This window comes from Ochrobactrum vermis, from assembly GCF_002975205.1.
Classification (GTDB): Bacteria; Pseudomonadota; Alphaproteobacteria; order Rhizobiales; family Rhizobiaceae; genus Brucella; species Brucella vermis.
The window spans coordinates 1-17,037 of sequence record NZ_PCOC01000002.1; the positions used below are offsets into that span (position 1 = coordinate 1).

Below are 17,037 nucleotides of genomic sequence, written 5' to 3' on the forward strand. Positions count from 1 at the left end.
GCCGCAAGCCACACCGCGGCAGAAATCCACCTCGAAACCGGCCCATTTGCCACTGGCATCCAGCGTGCTCATGCCGGTTTGAACCCCGGTGGAAACACCGCAATTGAGCTCTCCGCGCGCCTTGATGGCGCCCACGGTATCTACCTTCTGTGCATTTGCACTGCCTGCAACAGCAAAAACAGCGACGACGCCAAAGGTAAGCTTTTGAATTGATTTGAGCATTCCCGTCCTCCCAATGTTGAATTCTGGCATGAGCCTTGCGGTAGTCGGCGATGTCAACACCAAGATGAAGCCAGCCCCCGCCAAAACTCCGTAAGCGATGGCTATTCACAAAGCATATAACATGTTATATATCAAGTTAAATTTATCGACCTCGAGGCTGGAATAAAGCTGAAACGAATTTCCATCGGGCAGCACCAAGCCAGGCTTCAGGCAAATTTCAGGAGTGGAAATTGAACCTCGTCACATTCACGGCAGATGGCCGCAACTATTGGGGGGCGGCTGTCGATAGCGGAGTGCTTGCACTGTCCGAGGAGTTTCCGCAGTGGGCGACCCTGCGCAACGTCGTAGCTGCCAATGCTATACAACAGGTTATCGAAGCTGCCCGGTCGCGCCAGCCCAGCCACCTCGATGGCACCTATACGTTACAGATGCCGGTTCCCGATCCCGGCAAGATCATCTGCGTTGGCGTAAACTTCCCCGACCGCAATGCCGAATATAAGGACGGACAGGCTGCGCCCGCGAATATGTCGTTATTCCCGCGCTTTGCCAGCAGCTTCACCGGTCACGATTCGGCTCTGATCCGCCCTGCGGAAAGTGAACAACTCGACTATGAGGGCGAGATCGCGATTGTCATCGGTAGGGGCGGCCGCCGCATTCCACAGGAAGAAGCGCTAAGCCACGTAGCAGCTCTCACTTTATGCAATGAGGGCACCATCCGCGACTGGACGCGTCACGCCAAGTTCAATGTGACGCAAGGCAAGAACTGGCAGTCGTCGGGCAGCATGGGGCCATGGCTTGTCCCTTTCACCGATGCGGCCCAGATACGCGACATCGGCCTTATTACGCGCGTCAATGGCGAGGTGCGCCAGCAAGACCGCACCAGCCGGATGTTGTTCCCCGTCGCCCGCCAGATCGCTTACATCTCGACCTTCACCGCGCTTGAACCGGGCGACATCATCGTGACAGGCACCCCCACTGGTGCAGGCGCAAGGTTTGATCCGCCCATCTGGCTGCGGCCCGGCGATATCGTTGAAATCGAAGCGGAAGGCATCGGCCTGCTGCGCAACGGAGTAGCGGACGAATGAAATCGCATGAGATCCAGGAAGCAGCAGACGCTCTTTTTGAGGCCGAAACCAGTGGCCACCAGATCGGTCTTCTATCGCTGCAATATCCCCAGCTCGACCTTGAAGGCGCCTATGCCGTGCAGGCCGCACTCATTGAACGCAAACGTTCGGCTGGGCGAAAAGTTATCGGCTGGAAGATTGGGCTGACTTCACGCGCCATGCAGCAGGCGCTCAACATCACGACGCCGGATTCCGGAGTGCTTCTCGATGATATGCTGTTTGATGACGGCGCACAAATTCCAGCCGGGCGGTTCATTCAGCCCCGTATTGAGGCTGAGATCGCCTTCATCATGAATGCGTCCCTCAAAGGCCAGCATGTCACGCGCGAGGATGTGTTGGTGGCGACAGAATTCGTAGCTCCCAGCCTAGAAATTCTTGATACCCGCATTCTACGTGTAGACCCTGCAACAGGAAAGGCGCGTATTATCACTGACACGATCAGCGACAACGCCGCAAATGCGGGCATTGTATTGGGCAAACAACGTCATGCTGTCGACGCTTTCGATTTACGCTGGATCGGCGCTATCGTGAAACGTGACGGTATAGTCGAGGAAACCGGGCTCGGAGCCGGCGTTTTGAATGACCCAGTGACCGGCATAGTATGGCTGGTTCACCGACTGGCTCAATACGATCAAGGAATAGAAGCGGGGCAGATATTGCTCTCCGGCTCATTCATCCGTCCGATGGAAGCGCCTCTCGGCAGCGTCTTCGAAGCCGACTTTGGCTCTTTTGGCAGTGTTTCATTAAAGTTCTGAGGTTTCCAGATGCCCGCACCTTCCAATCATTTCAAACATCGTCTCAAGGCAGGAAAATGCCTGCATGGCATTTGGCTTGGCTTTGCCGATCCGTACGCAACCGAAATGGCCGCCACTGCTGGCTTCGACTGGTTACTGATTGACGGCGAACACGCGCCAAACGACATCCGCTCAATGATGGCGCAGCTTGCCATTCTTGATGGAAAGGAAAGCGCCGCTGTAGTCCGCTTACCGGATGACGACCCAACGCGCATCAAGCAGGCGCTCGATATTGGCGCGCAGAACCTTCTGATCCCCATGATCGAAAGTGCTGAACAGGCAGAGCGCTGCATCCGCGCTGCACATTATCCACCCAAGGGGTTCCGCGGAGTTGGATCTGCCTTGGCGCGCGCTTCCAAATTCGGCGACATCACCGACTATCTTGCCACGGCGAATGACGAGGTCCTCGTCCTTTTACAGGTCGAAAGCATGCGCGGTCTCGATGCTCTCGACAACATTCTCGCTCTTGACGGTGTAGACGGCATCTTTATCGGCCCGTCGGACCTGGCTGCCGATATGGGGTATCTGGGCAATGTTTCAGCGCCACGGGTACGCGAGGCGGTGCTGGATGCGTTGCGGCGTATACGCGCCGCGGGACGCATCGCGGGCGTTCTTTCTGCCGACGCCGCGCTCATACAAGATTGCAAGATGGCCGGTGCTAACTTTGTTGGCGTTGGCATCGACGTCAGCCTGTTCACGAAAGCCTTGAGAACACTTGCGGCTCAATATCGTTCTTAACTGAAACTTTTCGGTCACGTGCCGGCCTGGATTGTGATCGTCAGTTCAATTACGGTTCTGGTCATCCGGGCGGGCAAACGGCCACTGCTGGGACCCGGATGTCATCCGATTCGGTTTCGCTGTGCGTAATTGCAGACGTAATGACTCTTTTGGTAGCGCAATTTTGGGAAACTGAAAACGCTTTTCTTGTAAGCAAGCAATAGCCCTAGCAAACGGGCCTTTCTCGTTATGTTGACAAATGGGGCTTCCAAAATAAGACGGTGAGCGAGAAGTTCGCGAAGTTGGTAGCGGCTACTCACAAGCCATTACCGTGACATCGCCTACTCGGAATCTCAATTTACGAATCTTGCTTTGCCCTAGCTGTCGCGTGGCGCTATCGATTCCACATTGGCTTGCTTTCACGTGAAGATACTGCGTTTTTGACGGTTGGATCGCTTTATCCACGAAGTATATTTACAACGCTTGTTGGTTAATTTTGAAAGGCTGGTTGCATGAATCATTGCTGTGTGCCGAATGACGCCGCACCGGTTCTGGAAACAGAACGGTTGATTTTGAGCGGGCATGAGGCTGGGGATTTCGGCCGACTTGTAGACGTCTGGGCGGAGCCTTCCGTCGTAGAACATATTTCCGGTAAACCATCTACACCTCGGGAAACATGGATGCGCCTCCTGGCCTATAAGGGGCTGTGGCCGCTTCTGGGATTCGGGTATTGGGCCATCCGCGAAAAGACGACGAGTCTTTATGTCGGAGATCTGGGTTTTGCTGATTTTCACCGAGACGTGAATCCGCCGTTACGAGGCATTCCGGAGGCTGGATGGGTGCTTTCGCCCTCTGCGCGCGGAAGAGGTTATGCATCTGAAGCACTTAGTGCCGCTTTGGCCTGGCTGGAAGCGCAGAACCGATTCGAACGCAGCGTCTGTCTGATCTCATCCGACAATCTACCATCCATTCGCGTGGCAGATAAAGCCGGCTACTCTGATGGCAAAACCGTATTGATGAACGGTACAGAGACGTTGTGCTTTTCCCGGACACTCAAAGGCTGCGAAAGGTAAATTGTTTTTTCTAATGATCGCTGATTAAGATCGCCGCCACTGATGACACTCTTCCTGAACGTTTCGCTTGGCCTACTGGAGCAGCCGTTCCAGGTTAATCGCGATCAGCGCAATAGCTGCGTGAAAACTGGTCAAAGCCAATCGAGCCGATCCAACTGGCCTGCGGCATCAAAAGCTAGGGGATCAGTTGCAATTTTTCGTCAACATTGCGGAGTTCTCCTTCTAACTTTCAACACACTGGGAATTTTCGATGTTCAAAGGCCATTATTTCGATGATTCCGTCATCGTTTCGCACGTGCGATGGTACATTGCTCGCAATTTAAGTCTAAGTAACCTGAAGGAGACGATGGCGGAACGCGGACTGAGCCAAATTGTCGTTGAAGGCTCCCAGAGCCAGACGGCAAACTTCTTACTAGCCTTAGACAGGTTTAAACACCCGCGCATGTTTGAGAAGTTCTGGCACTCTACTGGTGTAAACATATTGCAGCTGCCGTCACTGGCATCCCGAACCTGAACGAAGAAGTCACTCCCACTACTCCCAGATGCGCTCTCAGCTTAGAGAAAGCTTTTATGGCAATGACGATATCGCCACCTTCAACGACGGGTGCCGGGAGGTCTAGCGCTCAATTTGGCGATTATCGTGCAACGACTAATCACCACGCATCCGGTTCACGGACCATATGGATGATATTGGCTGGACTGGTAATCCAGCCGCCCTTGAATCCCTCCGGCAGCTTCTCGATAGCATCGCAGCGGACGACGCCAGCACGAGACAAATGGACGGCCGCATCATCGAAGCGGTCGGTAAACAGCTCCAGCCAGACCTCGGCTTGACTCAATTCCGGCGCCTCAGCGACCCAGAGTTTGTTAGGGCCGAACTCGAAGCCGACGTCCGGCAGCTTTTCGGTAATCGGTTTAAGCCCGATGGTATCCCTGTAGAACGCGATCATCGCCTCATATTGGTGAGGCGGCACCTTGATGGCGATATCGATACCGCCATAGAGTTTGGCTGTCATGTCCTCTCCTTTTCAGTCGCTACCTTCGGGGTGCATATGGGCGGGCTGAGCGCCGGCTCGCCCCCAAGCTCTGATTGGTAATAGCCTTCGCGCAGGTTGATGCCATATTCGAGGAACGCCTTCATGCAACTGAGCATCTGCGACCAGCCTTCACAGTTGATGTAGGAGGCTTGGTGTCCTTGGATATCCTCGCGCCAGCCGGCCTCAGCGATGGTCACGAGGGTTGCCTCGTCCTCCAAGGGTAGGAAGTTCATCTCGATGCGCGTCTTGTAGGGGGCAGGACCTTCGGTCACATTCGCGCCGTCCCAATACAGCACGATGCGCCTGTCGGGCACGATCTCGCCAACTTCTACTGGAACCTTGCCCCACCACACCACCGTCGTCCCGGCGACAAGCGGTGCGCTCGCCCCGCCAAGAGTCGTGAAATAGCCACTAAGCTTTCCCGGATTGACGACGGCGTCGAACACTTCGGGGGTTGGCCTCGCTATGCGCGCTGACACCCTAAACTCAGGCCTCATAGCCGATCTCCTCTTGCTTGAAACCATAATATGTTATATAAATATAACATGTCAAGCAGCGATACGGACGATCTGATTTTCAAGGCGCTGGCCCATCCGCGCCGCCGCGCAATCCTCGACCGGCTAAAGGACGAGCCGCGCACCACCGGCATGTTGTGTGAGATGTTAGCGGACTTGGATCGCTGCACAGTCATGCAGCATCTGAAGGTGCTCGAAGATGCTGATCTGATCATCGTCAGGCGGGAGGGGCGCGAGCGGTGGAACCTGCTCAATTCCCTACCGATCAAACGCGTACATGATCGCTGGATCAGCGAGTACGCCGCCCACGCGATGACAATCCTCAATCGATTGAAATCCGATCTATCGCAGAGCTCCTGAAGCGGTCTGCGGCGATCTGGAGCACCATAGAGAATAACCAAGCGCATCATAGAACGGGAAGGAATCCCAATGACAATCCGCCGTTCGATCCGAAGTCCCTCTTGAACACGTAACACTGAAGAACGGGCATATTGATCTGCCGACGTGTGACGCGGGGAAAAAGAACAGCTGCGTGAACTGGATACGCAAACGAGCATGCGCCATTTCGACCGCCTGCGCGAAGGTGCAACCCACAGTATCGAGACGAGCGGCATCCATCTCGACACCATCCGCGACCTCATGCAGATCAACTCGCTTCTCGCGTCAATGACCTAATCCGCCCTCGAAGAATAGGGACTCCTCGGCGATACAGGCTCAAGACTGTCAATTGGTAGGACCTCGGCAGAACTGTAAAATTGTTTCGTAATAACGAGTAAGTGTAGCTGGTTTTAATCGCAGAAAAGGGCGCCTTCATAATTACGTGTCACTCTCGCCTGCAGCATGAATCCTTTGCCTTGACGGAGATATGAACCGGCGACCCGCCATTGGAAAAGCTAAAAGTTTGACACGCCTCGGTGAGGATCATCGGCTTAGCTTACACGAAATGAGTGATATGGGGCCGTTCCTGGGATAAATTTGAGGGTGTGACGGCCATCTGGGAACCTCAGTCGCCGCTAGAATCGTGAATGGCGAGGCCAACAATCTGTGATAAAATTAGGTGCAGCGCACATAGAGTAAACTTCATGGTGAAAGCTGACAGTACATTCTCCGGGTCGGTTCCGGAAAATTATAACCGGTACATGGTGCCTCTCATTTTTGAGGTGTTCGCCGCCGACTTTGCGCGTCACGCATCATCCCTTTCACCTACCACAGTGTTGGAGACTGCTGCAGGGACAGGCGTTGTTTCGCGCGTTTTGAGTCCCCAATTATCTGTATCTGCGAAGTATGTCATAACCGATCTCAATCAGGCCATGCTCGACTATGCGATGACGCAGCAAGCTCCTGACACGCGTATTACTTGGTTGCAAGCGGATGCATTGGACTTGCCGTTTGAAGATGGAGCCTTTGATCTAATTTGCTGCCAGTTCGGCGTAATGTTTTTTCCAGATCGCGTCGTCGGGTATCGGGAAGCAAAGCGCACTTTGAGACCGGGTGGACATTTCTTGTTTAGTGTATGGGACCGCATCGAAGAGAATCTATTCGCAAACGAAGTGGAAAATGCGCTCGCCGACATTTTTGCTGATGACCCACCGCGTTTTATGTCACGTACGCCGCATGGGTACCATGATACGGCTTTGATACGGCTTTGATACGGCGTGAACTGGAGGCGGCCGGCTTTCTGCACATCGGGATTGATACAAAAGCTGAAGTGTCTAGGGCGTATTCATCGAAGTTTCTAGCCGCAGCGTATTGTCAGGGAACGCCCCTCCGTTTCGAAATCGAAGCCAGGTCGAATGGAAAATTGGAAGAGACAACTGATCTTATCGCTTTAGCGCTCGAAAAAAGGCTCGGCAAAGGCGAAGTAATCGGCAAAATTCAGGCACATTTAATTTTAGTGACAAACTGAGTTTGTAACCAGAGTCACGCACTTCACAAGTTAGTTCAACAGTTAACGCCCTGCAGCGGGGTTGTCTACGACGCCCGGCCGACCCACTGCCTGGGGCGGTCCCTGTCAATCTGGCTGAATGTTGGCTCCGGGCTGTGAACGTGACGTTTATAAATCAAATTGCTAGCAACTTAACATGGAGCAACCATGGCCTCATGGCCGCAAAATGATCGGCGACAAGGCTACTTTCAGGAAGCAGCAAAACCGATCTCAACGACCGAAAGGACGGTGCGTTGTGGTTCCCCAGCGATACGACCCCATCTCAGCCGTTCCGCTCCCAATGTTGCCGCCCAAAACCCGCCGGTCATCTGACGACCCAGGTCACAACGAAAGGCGATCTCTGCGGTGCAGCTTTCTGCTAGAGAGAATGTGAAAACTGCGTTGCGATCGGTAAGTCTGTCGCGGGTTTGCATTGCAAGGTCAGCCCGCCAATCACCTCAGCAGTGCAAGCACGTCGTCGAAGATGTCCTCCCACTCGCTGTCATCCATTTCGCGCAGACCCATGAACCGAAGCATGAAGGCGCCTTCAGCAGCTAAAAAGGCCACACGTGCCCTACGACCCTCTTTCGTCGTCATATCGATGCCGCTGAGGCGGCTTTGATACCAATTCCTCACGCGAGTCATGTGCTCAGGCGATTGCAAAAGTGCCGCAATGATGCTGGCTGCCTTCTTCTTCGCGACAACACTCTGCTTGAAGTCAAATACGATATCCCGCCGTACTTCATCGAGAGCATCGATTGGCTCAGGGTACAGAGAGGTTATATCGGCTTCGTATTCGCGACCCCATCTGTCGAACATCGCGGCGATCAGGGCGTCTTTTGAGCGGAAGGAATACTGTAGTCCACCAACTGACACCCCGGCTCTGCGCGCGACGGCCTCGATGGTCAAGCCGCCTGCGCCATTTTTTCGAATGACCTCTTCAGCGGCGTCGAGGATCGTGTTCTCGTCAATTCTCTTGGCGCGGCTCACGCTTGCTCCATTTCAATAAATATGTTCATATTTATAATAGTAGCGACTCTTTTCCAAAATCTCCAGCAGGCTTTCTCGTGACAATACAATCAGAGCCCCATCCAGCGTTCAAGACAGTCAACCGCCGTTCACCAGCCCGCGCCGAAATCGCGACGATGGCCGCCGAGAAATTACCGCTACGTTTCCTGAATTGCGATCTTGAAGAGGCCGACCTTTCCAACATCGACATGACCGGCTGGCGATTTGAAGATTGCATTTTAAAGCATACCAATTTTACCAGTGCCACGCTTGATGAGGCGGCGTTCGTCAGCTGCCGTGGAGCCTTTGTCAATTTCACGGCAGCGAGGCTTATCGAGGCGACCGTCGAGAAATGCGACTTCAATAACGGGAAATTCGTTGGGGCGACCATTACTCTCGCGACCTTCACCGGCTGCAAGCTCACCGGTGCCGACTTCACCAGAGCGCGCACCAATTCCGTCACTTTCAAGGAGACCATCTTGTCGGCAGCACTTCTTCCCGGTGTTTCCTTCCGCAAGGTGGAGATCGAACAGGTAGATTTCAGCATGGCCGACCTCGCAGGATGCGATTTTCGGGAGACGTTCTTTTCTGGTTCGAGTCTCAGGGATGCACATCTCGTCGATGCCCGTTTCGAGGGGGCTGATTTGCGCGGCGCGGATCTTGGAGGCATTCGTCTCAATGACGCCCGCAGATTCAAAGGGGCAACAATCTCGCGTGAACAAGCCGGCGCTCTTCTCGCCGAAATGGGTTTGAAGGTCCACTGACCATGGAATTCGAAGAGGCTATACGGCGAATTGAGCCGACAGAAGATGTCACGTTTAACCGTGTCGACATATCCGAATACCATCTCCATGAAGTGAGGTTTCGCAACTGTGTGTTCGTCGATTGCAATTTCGACGTCGCCCGCATCTCGAATTCGAGTTTCATCGCTTGCAATTTCCGTGAATGCAGCTTTCAGGGCACCGTATTCACCGACTGCACATTTGGCGACGAGGCTCAGGACGGTGGTAGCCGATGGCGGCGCGCAAACTTGGTGGATTCCGAATTTAGGAAGTGCAATCTCAGTTACAACACAATGGTCGACGGAAGTGCTTTTCGGGCCCTATTCGTTGAGTGCAAGGCCGTTGGGATCAAATTCTCGGTCGAAGCCTACCGCCCGGCTAAGAGGCACATCGGAACCGCAACATTCTCTCATTGCGCCATGATGTTCGGGGCATTCGGTCCCGGCGATTACCGGGACTGCGTGTTCGAGCACTGCGATCTGCGCGATTGCGATTTCTCGGAGAGCAACTGCGCGAATGCTAGCTTCTTTTCCTCCAACCTCAACAATGCGCGGTTTCTCCACTCCAACCTGGATGGGGCTAATATCGCCAGAGCGCAGATGGAAGGTTTCCAACTGACCGATCTTTCCTCCTACACCGATATCATGCTCAGCAGGGACCAGCACGAGCAGGTGCTGAAATCCCTTTTCATTCAGACGTTTGACTGAGAGCGGTGCTTGTAAGCGTTGATACACCTGGATGAAACGCCAATTCGTAGGCTTGGATGCGGGCACAGCATTTGTGGTAGCGGCAACAGAAGTCTGTAGTGGGCAATGGACGATGTCCGCTGTTGTAAATTGATCAGCTTAGCGTCCGCTTGCATTGCACTGTCGCCCAAAAGCTGAGGGGCGGGAATCCACCCAATCTCGGACATCCACGAATTGTGAGCGGATCGACCGTTTTCGCGAGTTCTCGAAATTCATTCCAATCACCGAGTAAAGGCGCAAGGCGGGCATTGCGATTATGTTGTGACCGGACAGCATGAACGATAGATGCTACTTCAATTGCTCACATACGATTGATAATTATAGTAGATGAACATGATGCTTCCAGAAATCGTGCCCCCTGACAGCAGGCTAACGGGTCGGCCATAACTGCCCCTTAGAATAGCACAAATGTATATCGGCCAGTCCCAATATGACGCCATGGAACGATTTCAAGATATAATCCGCGCTTGACAAGACTGGAGGTGGCGTTGTCGATCGCTTGATCGACGGCAAATAGCCTTTAAGCGCGCCGACAGCGCACAAGCTAATGACTAATGCTTGCTTGATGTTTCGTTCGATCGTATAGAGGCGCCCGCTTCAAAGTTTCATATACAATTTTGCGGATGTTATCGTTGCGCCTTAGTGCGTCGCGTGCCGCCGTCACAATAATATCAACGTCGGTACGAGCCAGTTTTAGCCGTGTCGGAACCGCATTCAGTCTCCCCAACAATTCAGGGCTCGCTTCGCGAAACGAGATATGCTCAGTTGTTATTGTCACATCCCGGCAATTCCACAGTTTAAGTGTACCGCGCAGTTTCAGAACTTCGGCACGAGACAAGCTGCACCGATAGTCTATTAGCGCGGTCTGCCACTGGTTCAAGGCGAGATCGACTGCATCGAAACTGCTTCGAGTGGCCGTAGAGATGGTGGTATCCGAGGCGGCAATCATCACCTTGTCAAGCCTAGTCGCGACAGGTGACAAGCCCCATTCGTATTGCTTCTGCACACCCGCATCTGTGACGATGAATAGGAAGTTACGCAGTCGTACCGCCTGACGCGGCGAGAGCGGCCCATGGGGTGTTTTAGCTTTGGCCCGTTCGAGTGCGAAGCCAGTGACGCCGAGATTGTCGGTCAGGCCGCCGTCAAGGACGCGGACATAGCTGAGGCTGGTATTGGACTGATAGGACTGAAGAGCGCGCGCGTAGGCTTGCAGGCGGATCGACGGGTTTTGTGCGGTAAGCGCCTGACCGATCCAGTCGGGCTCCCGATAATCGCAATCCGCTTTTGGTGTCTGCAGCACGACGGGCGCAAAAACCCCTGGAAAGGCCGCCGAGGCGCCCACCGCGTCCGCGATCTTCAATTCGTTAATATCGCTGCAAAGAGCTGCAAATGTATCGTTAGTAAAAAGAAACGGTGTGTTGTTGTAAATATCTGAAGCAGTCAACCAGACGATAGGCCGGTTCGCCTTTCGCAAAGCGGCAAAGGTTGCTCCTTCGAATAGCTTTTCATCCAGCCAACGCGAAAAAGTACCTTGGCCATTGGCCCCGCCCGAGACTGCCGCTGTCAGAAGTGTGCCTGGGAGGAAGTCGGTGGCCATGTACGCTTCGGCATCTTCGTAGAGGAACCTACTGCTGAAATCCTCGTAACCGTCTTTACCTTTGTAACCGAGATAGGCAGCCATCACCGATCCGCCAGATGTACCCGCAACTGTGCGGATGTTATCGACCAATGTGCGCTTGTAAGGGACCGTATCCACGACCATGGCATCGAGTTCAAGAAGTGTACCGTACGCCCATGCCGCCGCACGCATTCCGCCACCCGAAAAAGCAAGCGCCACGATCGTGGAGCCGTCATCGCCAAAATCGGGAATGTAATCCGGTGATGGCGTATGCGACTGGCTGGTGACTTTATTGACGGGTGTCGTGTCGACGCTACCGCAACCGGCCAGAACAATCAGTGCGCCTAATACAATACCTCGTAAGAATCCCGCGCTCATGATACCTCCGGTCTGTTACGGATAATAGTGGAAAACCGCGCATACTCGTCAACCAGAACGGGCCTTATCAGCGCCTTGTTCTTCACTTCGGCGAAGGGCAGATCGCTGTTCCCCAGTAGATTGTGATCATAGAGAAATTCAGGCAGATAGCCGGATAAAAGCACCCGATAATCGAACGGAAAAGCCGGTTCCAGCGCACGAACAAGATCGAAGACCACTGTTGTGCAGTTTGAGGTCAGAGTGTTGTAGAATGATGGATTGAGCGCCAAATCATTGGCTTTGTCGGCGTAGCATAGTAGCATCTCGCGTATAAGCGCGGGCTCGACGTTAATTGGGTAGCGATAGACGCGCTCTCCACGGACATTGGTACGCAGATAAACTATATCGCGCTCCTCGGAGGCGACCATGGCTAGTTCGTAGTTTCGAAAGAACCCACCGATCGTAGAAAACTCTTGCCCCCGCTTCTTGCGGATTTCAGCTGAGAAGACGAGATGCCGACCATCCTGGAACCCGAAGGAAACCAGCGTATGCGCTATGGCCGGGTGTGCCCAGTAGGAAAGTATCACCTCCACCCCTTCGATCTCGTTTAGACTGTAGGTTTCGCTCTTCCATCGCGCGTCGTAACCGCCCCCGTCATGCCAGTCGAAATCTCGTATGTTGTGAACGGATATATGCTTGTCGCGCAAATCAACCATTGCCGTATGCGCGACATCATCAGCCCATTCGCGTGTCAGTGAAGGTTGCATGGTTATCCACCACAACATCACGCCCATGACAAAGATGACGAAGGCCATAGCAGCTGCGAAAGTCAACGGGCTGCCGAGACGCGACGAGGCTATCGCCACCGTTTGAAGAATGAAGATCAATGCGATTGCGGCCATGGCACCGATCTTGAATCGCTTTATCGTACGTAGGTGAAACCAAATCGCACAGCCGGCCAGCAGGGAAAAAATGGCGCTACCAAATATCCATACGGAGAACACAACAATATTGATCATAATGCCCCGCCCAAAAAACCTGCCCTTGGAACCTTAATGTTTCTGGCTAGACAGAAGCAACGCAGGTTGAATTTCTCCGACACCATCATAGGGATTAGAATGAATAGCCAGTATCCAGAGGCTGGTCGACGCTGCAAGCGAAAACAAGATCAAGGCCTTCTTGCCAGCGCGAGGACGGTCGGCGTGAGTAACGGCGATGGTTGCGGCCGACAAAAGAGTCAGCATTAAAACCAGATACCATTTATATTGGTCGATTGATGTATTTGCTACTGCCAGCCGGTCGTTACGTGCATCCTGCAACTCATCGAAATCGTTCACGAGCTGGGACACAATCGGGTTTGGCACATCGCTCATCGCAATCGACTGCATCGCAATACGAATGGCGAGAATGGCATTTTCGACATCAGGCGTCGGCGTGATATTGTTGCCCTTCCCCCATTCGCCATCGATTACGAGGGTGCGGTAGTTCTCGACCGCCTGCCGCAGGATCGCATCGTTGAGGACCTGCGTGTGCGCGGTGCCGAGCAGACGATGTATCGCCGAGCGTTCTTTGCTTGCCGCACTGTCGGCACGCGCGTTAACACCCCATACATCTGCAGCCACGAATCCGAGTGACAGTGCCCATGCTGTCGAAATTGTTCCGATGAACGCGCCAATCGGCATGCAGTAGGGATCGCGAAGTGCACCGGCCGATTGCATCTTCAGAAATGCCAGGGCCAGATAATAAAGAACTATACCAAAAGCAGCAAAACCCAGAAAAGAAATGAAAATCGATGCGCCAGCCAACATCGCCATGAAACTATCCCCTCGCCCATTCGGTATGCCCCATTTTCCGCTTACACTCGTTTTAGCAAGAATAATAGAAGATGTTTGATATTGCTTACGATTTATTTCCCATATCCGCACAGCTCGTGCACAAACAAGTAGCTTCTGCCTCAAGCGCAGTTTATGAGGCGATGGGGCAATTCTTTATTATGTCGAACGACGAGACGGTAAAGATTTAGCCGGGGGAATAGGAGGCATTCCATGCATGATGGCGAGGGTAGCGTTCAGGGGACGCTGCAAGATACACATTATTTGTCGCTTGCAATCGTCATTGCCACGGCATCGGTCTTTGGCCTTACCTACAGTCTGACTGCGCCGCTGGTCGCGCAAATTTTGATCAACGATGGGGTGACGGAAACTCTGATCGGTGCCAATGCGGCCATGCACGCACTTGGCGTCCTTTGCATTGCGCCTTTCTTATCGAAAATATCGCTTCGTTACGCTCCCCGCCTGCTGATCATGCTAGCGCTATTGTTATCCGCGCTCATTCTTATCCTGTTTCCCATGGTGCCAAGTTTCTGGCTCTGGTTTCCCCTACGCTTCTTCCTCGGCATTTCCGCTGAGATTCTGTTCGTTCTGACGGAGTCATGGGCAAGCGAACTCAGCACAAACACCAATCGCGGCCGTATCATGGCCGCCTATACGGCATCGCTATCATTGGGCTTTGCCGGTGGGCCGTTGATCCTTTCCTTCACCGGCTTTGAGGGCCCCCTGCCTTTCGTCGTTGCGGCCAGCATTGCATTGGCGGCGCTCACGATCGTAAGCATGCCGGGGCTGCGCCAGATGGAAATGTCCACGCATCGTCAATCGAATTTCCTGCGCATGATTCGCCTATCACCTATTGCCATGGGCACGACCGCCATCAATTCCGCCGTAGAAACTGCAGGGCTTTCATTCCTAGCCATCTATGCGATGCGACTTGGCTGGAACGAAACGCAAAGCATGCAGTTGATTACTGTCTTGATGGTCGGCGCAATCGCACTTCAGCTCCCGATCGGCTGGCTATCGGACAAGATGAACAGAATTTCGCTGATTATTGGACTGACGGCGGTTTCCGCTTTCACAGCCTTTTTCTGGCCAATCCTTCTGTCAATCGAATGGCTCGCCTATCCAGTACTCTTCGTCTGGGGTGGCCTTTTCGTCGGCATCTACACGACAATGCTGGCAGTAATCGGTTCGCAGTACAGAGGTTCCGATCTGATTAGTATTTATGCCGCCATGGGCCTGTTCTGGGGTGGCGGCGCGCTGATCGGTCCTATGCTGGCGGGCGGTTTTCTTGATGTCTTTGAGCATGGTCTCCCAGTATTCGTCGGAGTCGCGTGCCTGACCTTTCTTATTTTCGCAATTCTTATCCGCAACACAATGCGGAGCGTGCCAGTAGACACCGCCATCAATGAGGTAAGTGCATGATCCGCATTCTGCTCATTCTCCTAGGTCGGGAAATTATCCAGCAACATTGGAAGACGCTGCTATGCGCGAGCATCATTTGGCTGAGCCTCGGCGCTTTCATTCTGATCGACGCTCTCGATGGCAAGACACTCATTCATTCCCGATATTTCGGCTATTTCCTGTTGCCCGATGGACTACTGAGCCTTGCGGCGGCTGCATGGAGTACCGGTACAGCTCGCAAAATGCGCATCGTTCAAGGTGTTGTTTTGCTATGCGTCGGGCTTCTGATAATCAGCGCCACGCCAGCCAGTAATTTCGCGCTCGCCATGGTGCTGGGTCTGTGCTTTCTAATCGACGGTGGAATGCGTATCGGAAGTGCGTGGGTTGTACGCTATCCACGATGGCGGCTCGGGTTAGCCAGCGGCATAATGGAAGTCATTATCGCAATCATTACCTTGCAGCCGTGGCCGACTTGGTATGCTGGTACGGTGGGCTTCAATGTCGGGGCGGCGATGATATTCGCAGGCATTGGCATCCTCAATATCGCCCTGCGTTTGCGCAAACTTGACGCAAGCACCACGCTCGGCAGTATTTTAGGACGCGGACATCGTCTGGCGAAGCGCGTCCATAGGCTGAAGCCGGATAGTACCGATCTTATCGTCCATGTCTGGACGCCAACGGGTACGGCCATGACACCGCTTCGCCAACGGGCAATTAGCCGATACATCGCTGCGGTAGATGTCAATGGGACCATTTCTACCGGCCATGCCGCGCTTGAAATGGGCAAGCATGTCTATATCAGCCACTATCCGGCGGTCGAGATCGACCGCTCGCCGAATGAATTCACCCGTATCTTGAGGGCAACCGCTGATAACAATGTGCCTGGCCGTTTCCTGCCAAGCTATGAGGAGGAAGCTGCTGAATGGTGTCAATCAACGGTGCAAGTAACAATTCGGAATATAGACGCGACGAGGCTCCTTCATTTTTGGACCCAATACAAATCCGACCCCACCTATAATCTGACCAACCGCAATTGTTCTAGCGTTGTTGCCGATGCACTGGACGCAGCCCTTGAAGGCGTTTATCGCAAACATCGATGGCCTCTGTTCGCCGCGTTGCATGCGCTCATCTTTCCGGAACTGCGTGCTGCTGCGTTGATCCGCAAACGTGCTGAACTGATGGCATGGACGCCTGGCTTAGTACTGGATTATTCACGCGCGCTGTCAGCTATCATCGATCCGCCCAGCTTTCTTATCAGCTTGTCCCGCCTTCGAATTGTGAGAAAACATACTCCTCTTGGTCAAGAGGACAACTGACGGCGTTTTCAGGTTAAGTTTTCCAGATGCCGCAGGAATCGAGGGGAAGTCATCGAATTGCTTGCGCTGAGCAGCGTTGGTACAATAGCTGCACCCGTTTCACAGCTGGGACAACGTGGTACGGGAGCTCATTCGCCGCGATGACTGGACTGTCGAGCGTATGCGTCGCGCTCTGCATTGCCTGACCTTTCAGTTATCATCGCGATATTATGCAACAAGATTAAGTTTCTCAGGAGGCTCCCGCGCCAAACATTATTGATAGCCGTCTCGCTAATGCGTTCTTCGAACAAGCAGAGCTGTAGGACGGCAGCTTTTTGACTGAGACAATCTCTCGTCAAATTAACGACCGTCGCCGCAAGCAGGCCGGATTGAGGGTCGGCGGCAAGTTCTTGTTGACCACCACAACTTAGCTTCAGCCTGAACGACACGAACCGGGCATTGCATGCTCGCTCTGGCGAACTGGAGGTCGAGATTTTGTTGTCGAGTATAATTGAGATTTCAGTTCGGCGAAGATTGATTACAGACGCCATAACCGTTCGATTTACCACAGAGGTTCTGAAAATCCGGTGCT

15 protein-coding genes and 3 pseudogenes are annotated in these 17,037 nt (G+C 53.5%); 11 read left to right on the plus strand and 7 right to left on the minus strand.

All coding sequences use genetic code 11. The features are described 5' to 3' along the window. Nucleotides 1-222: pseudogene (locus CQZ93_RS14140) on the minus strand (amino acid ABC transporter substrate-binding protein); the annotation flags it as partial. A gap of 230 nt (nt 223-452) precedes the next feature. On the opposite strand from CQZ93_RS14140, the gene CQZ93_RS14145 reads away from it, so the two are divergent. The 4 genes from CQZ93_RS14145 (at nt 453) to CQZ93_RS14160 (ending at nt 3,930) form a co-directional block, all read left to right on the plus strand. Continuing rightward, complete coding sequence (locus CQZ93_RS14145) at nt 453-1,307, plus strand: fumarylacetoacetate hydrolase family protein (RefSeq protein WP_105543324.1); 855 nt, start codon at nt 453-455, stop codon at nt 1,305-1,307. After that, on the plus strand, nt 1,304-2,101 hold the full coding sequence (hpaH, locus tag CQZ93_RS14150; protein WP_105543325.1) for a 2-oxo-hept-4-ene-1,7-dioate hydratase: 798 nt from the start codon (nt 1,304-1,306) through the stop codon (nt 2,099-2,101). Before CQZ93_RS14145 ends, hpaH begins: the two co-directional genes overlap by 4 nt. 9 nt (nt 2,102-2,110) lie before the next feature. Beyond that, on the plus strand, nt 2,111-2,878 hold the full coding sequence (locus tag CQZ93_RS14155) for an aldolase/citrate lyase family protein (RefSeq protein WP_105543326.1): 768 nt from the start codon (nt 2,111-2,113) through the stop codon (nt 2,876-2,878). A 506-nt stretch (nt 2,879-3,384) separates the two neighbouring features. After that, nucleotides 3,385-3,930: a GNAT family N-acetyltransferase gene (locus CQZ93_RS14160; RefSeq protein ID WP_286153538.1), complete on the plus strand. Its 546-nt coding sequence runs from the start codon at nt 3,385-3,387 to the stop codon at nt 3,928-3,930. 653 nt (nt 3,931-4,583) lie between these two features. On the opposite strand, the gene CQZ93_RS14170 is transcribed toward CQZ93_RS14160, so the two are convergent. Then, a complete protein-coding gene (locus CQZ93_RS14170; RefSeq protein ID WP_105543329.1) occupies nt 4,584-4,946 on the minus strand; it encodes a VOC family protein in 363 nt (120 codons plus the stop codon). Beyond that, the gene (locus CQZ93_RS14175; protein ID WP_105543330.1) at nt 4,943-5,464 is read right to left on the minus strand and encodes an SRPBCC domain-containing protein; all 522 of its coding nucleotides are present in this window, start codon (nt 5,462-5,464) and stop codon (nt 4,943-4,945) included. The genes CQZ93_RS14170 and CQZ93_RS14175 overlap by 4 nt, the downstream gene beginning before the upstream one ends. A 48-nt stretch (nt 5,465-5,512) precedes the next feature. Between CQZ93_RS14175 and CQZ93_RS14180 the strand changes: the two genes are divergently transcribed. Then, entirely contained in the window at nt 5,513-5,842 is a 330-nt protein-coding gene (locus CQZ93_RS14180; protein WP_105543331.1) for an ArsR/SmtB family transcription factor, read from the plus strand. Nucleotides 5,843-6,564: 722 nt separating this feature from the next. Further along, nucleotides 6,565-7,388: pseudogene (locus CQZ93_RS14185) on the plus strand (class I SAM-dependent methyltransferase). A 471-nt stretch (nt 7,389-7,859) separates the two neighbouring features. Here the strand turns inward: CQZ93_RS14185 and CQZ93_RS14190 are convergent. Then, entirely contained in the window at nt 7,860-8,396 is a 537-nt protein-coding gene (locus CQZ93_RS14190) for a TetR/AcrR family transcriptional regulator (RefSeq protein WP_105543332.1), read from the minus strand. A gap of 77 nt (nt 8,397-8,473) precedes the next feature. Between CQZ93_RS14190 and CQZ93_RS14195 the strand changes: the two genes are divergently transcribed. After that, complete coding sequence (locus CQZ93_RS14195; protein WP_210201095.1) at nt 8,474-9,178, plus strand: pentapeptide repeat-containing protein; 705 nt, start codon at nt 8,474-8,476, stop codon at nt 9,176-9,178. A gap of 2 nt (nt 9,179-9,180) precedes the next feature. Beyond that, the gene (locus tag CQZ93_RS14200) at nt 9,181-9,903 is read left to right on the plus strand and encodes a pentapeptide repeat-containing protein (RefSeq protein WP_105543334.1); all 723 of its coding nucleotides are present in this window, start codon (nt 9,181-9,183) and stop codon (nt 9,901-9,903) included. 583 nt (nt 9,904-10,486) lie between these two features. Here the strand turns inward: CQZ93_RS14200 and CQZ93_RS14205 are convergent. The 3 genes from CQZ93_RS14205 to CQZ93_RS14215 are packed head-to-tail and all read right to left on the minus strand — an operon-like array spanning nt 10,487 to nt 13,731. Further along, nucleotides 10,487-11,938, minus strand: coding sequence for a patatin-like phospholipase family protein (locus CQZ93_RS14205; protein ID WP_105543335.1), 1,452 nt, complete (start codon nt 11,936-11,938; stop codon nt 10,487-10,489). Next, nucleotides 11,935-12,936, minus strand: coding sequence for an Lnb N-terminal periplasmic domain-containing protein (locus tag CQZ93_RS14210; RefSeq protein WP_105543336.1), 1,002 nt, complete (start codon nt 12,934-12,936; stop codon nt 11,935-11,937). Before CQZ93_RS14210 ends, CQZ93_RS14205 begins: the two co-directional genes overlap by 4 nt. 33 nt (nt 12,937-12,969) lie before the next feature. Continuing rightward, nucleotides 12,970-13,731: a bestrophin-like domain gene (locus CQZ93_RS14215; RefSeq protein WP_105543337.1), complete on the minus strand. Its 762-nt coding sequence runs from the start codon at nt 13,729-13,731 to the stop codon at nt 12,970-12,972. A 231-nt stretch (nt 13,732-13,962) separates the two neighbouring features. Here CQZ93_RS14215 and CQZ93_RS14220 point away from each other — a divergent pair, with 231 nt between their 5' ends. The 3 genes and pseudogenes from CQZ93_RS14220 to CQZ93_RS26955 all read left to right on the plus strand — a co-directional run. Beyond that, the gene (locus CQZ93_RS14220) at nt 13,963-15,171 is read left to right on the plus strand and encodes an MFS transporter (protein ID WP_105543338.1); all 1,209 of its coding nucleotides are present in this window, start codon (nt 13,963-13,965) and stop codon (nt 15,169-15,171) included. Then, entirely contained in the window at nt 15,168-16,466 is a 1,299-nt protein-coding gene (locus tag CQZ93_RS14225; protein ID WP_181153387.1) for an HdeD family acid-resistance protein, read from the plus strand. The genes CQZ93_RS14220 and CQZ93_RS14225 overlap by 4 nt, the downstream gene beginning before the upstream one ends. An 88-nt stretch (nt 16,467-16,554) precedes the next feature. Further along, a pseudogene (locus CQZ93_RS26955) lies at nt 16,555-16,644 on the plus strand (recombinase family protein); the annotation flags it as partial. Between the last annotated feature and the right edge of the window lie 393 nt (nt 16,645-17,037).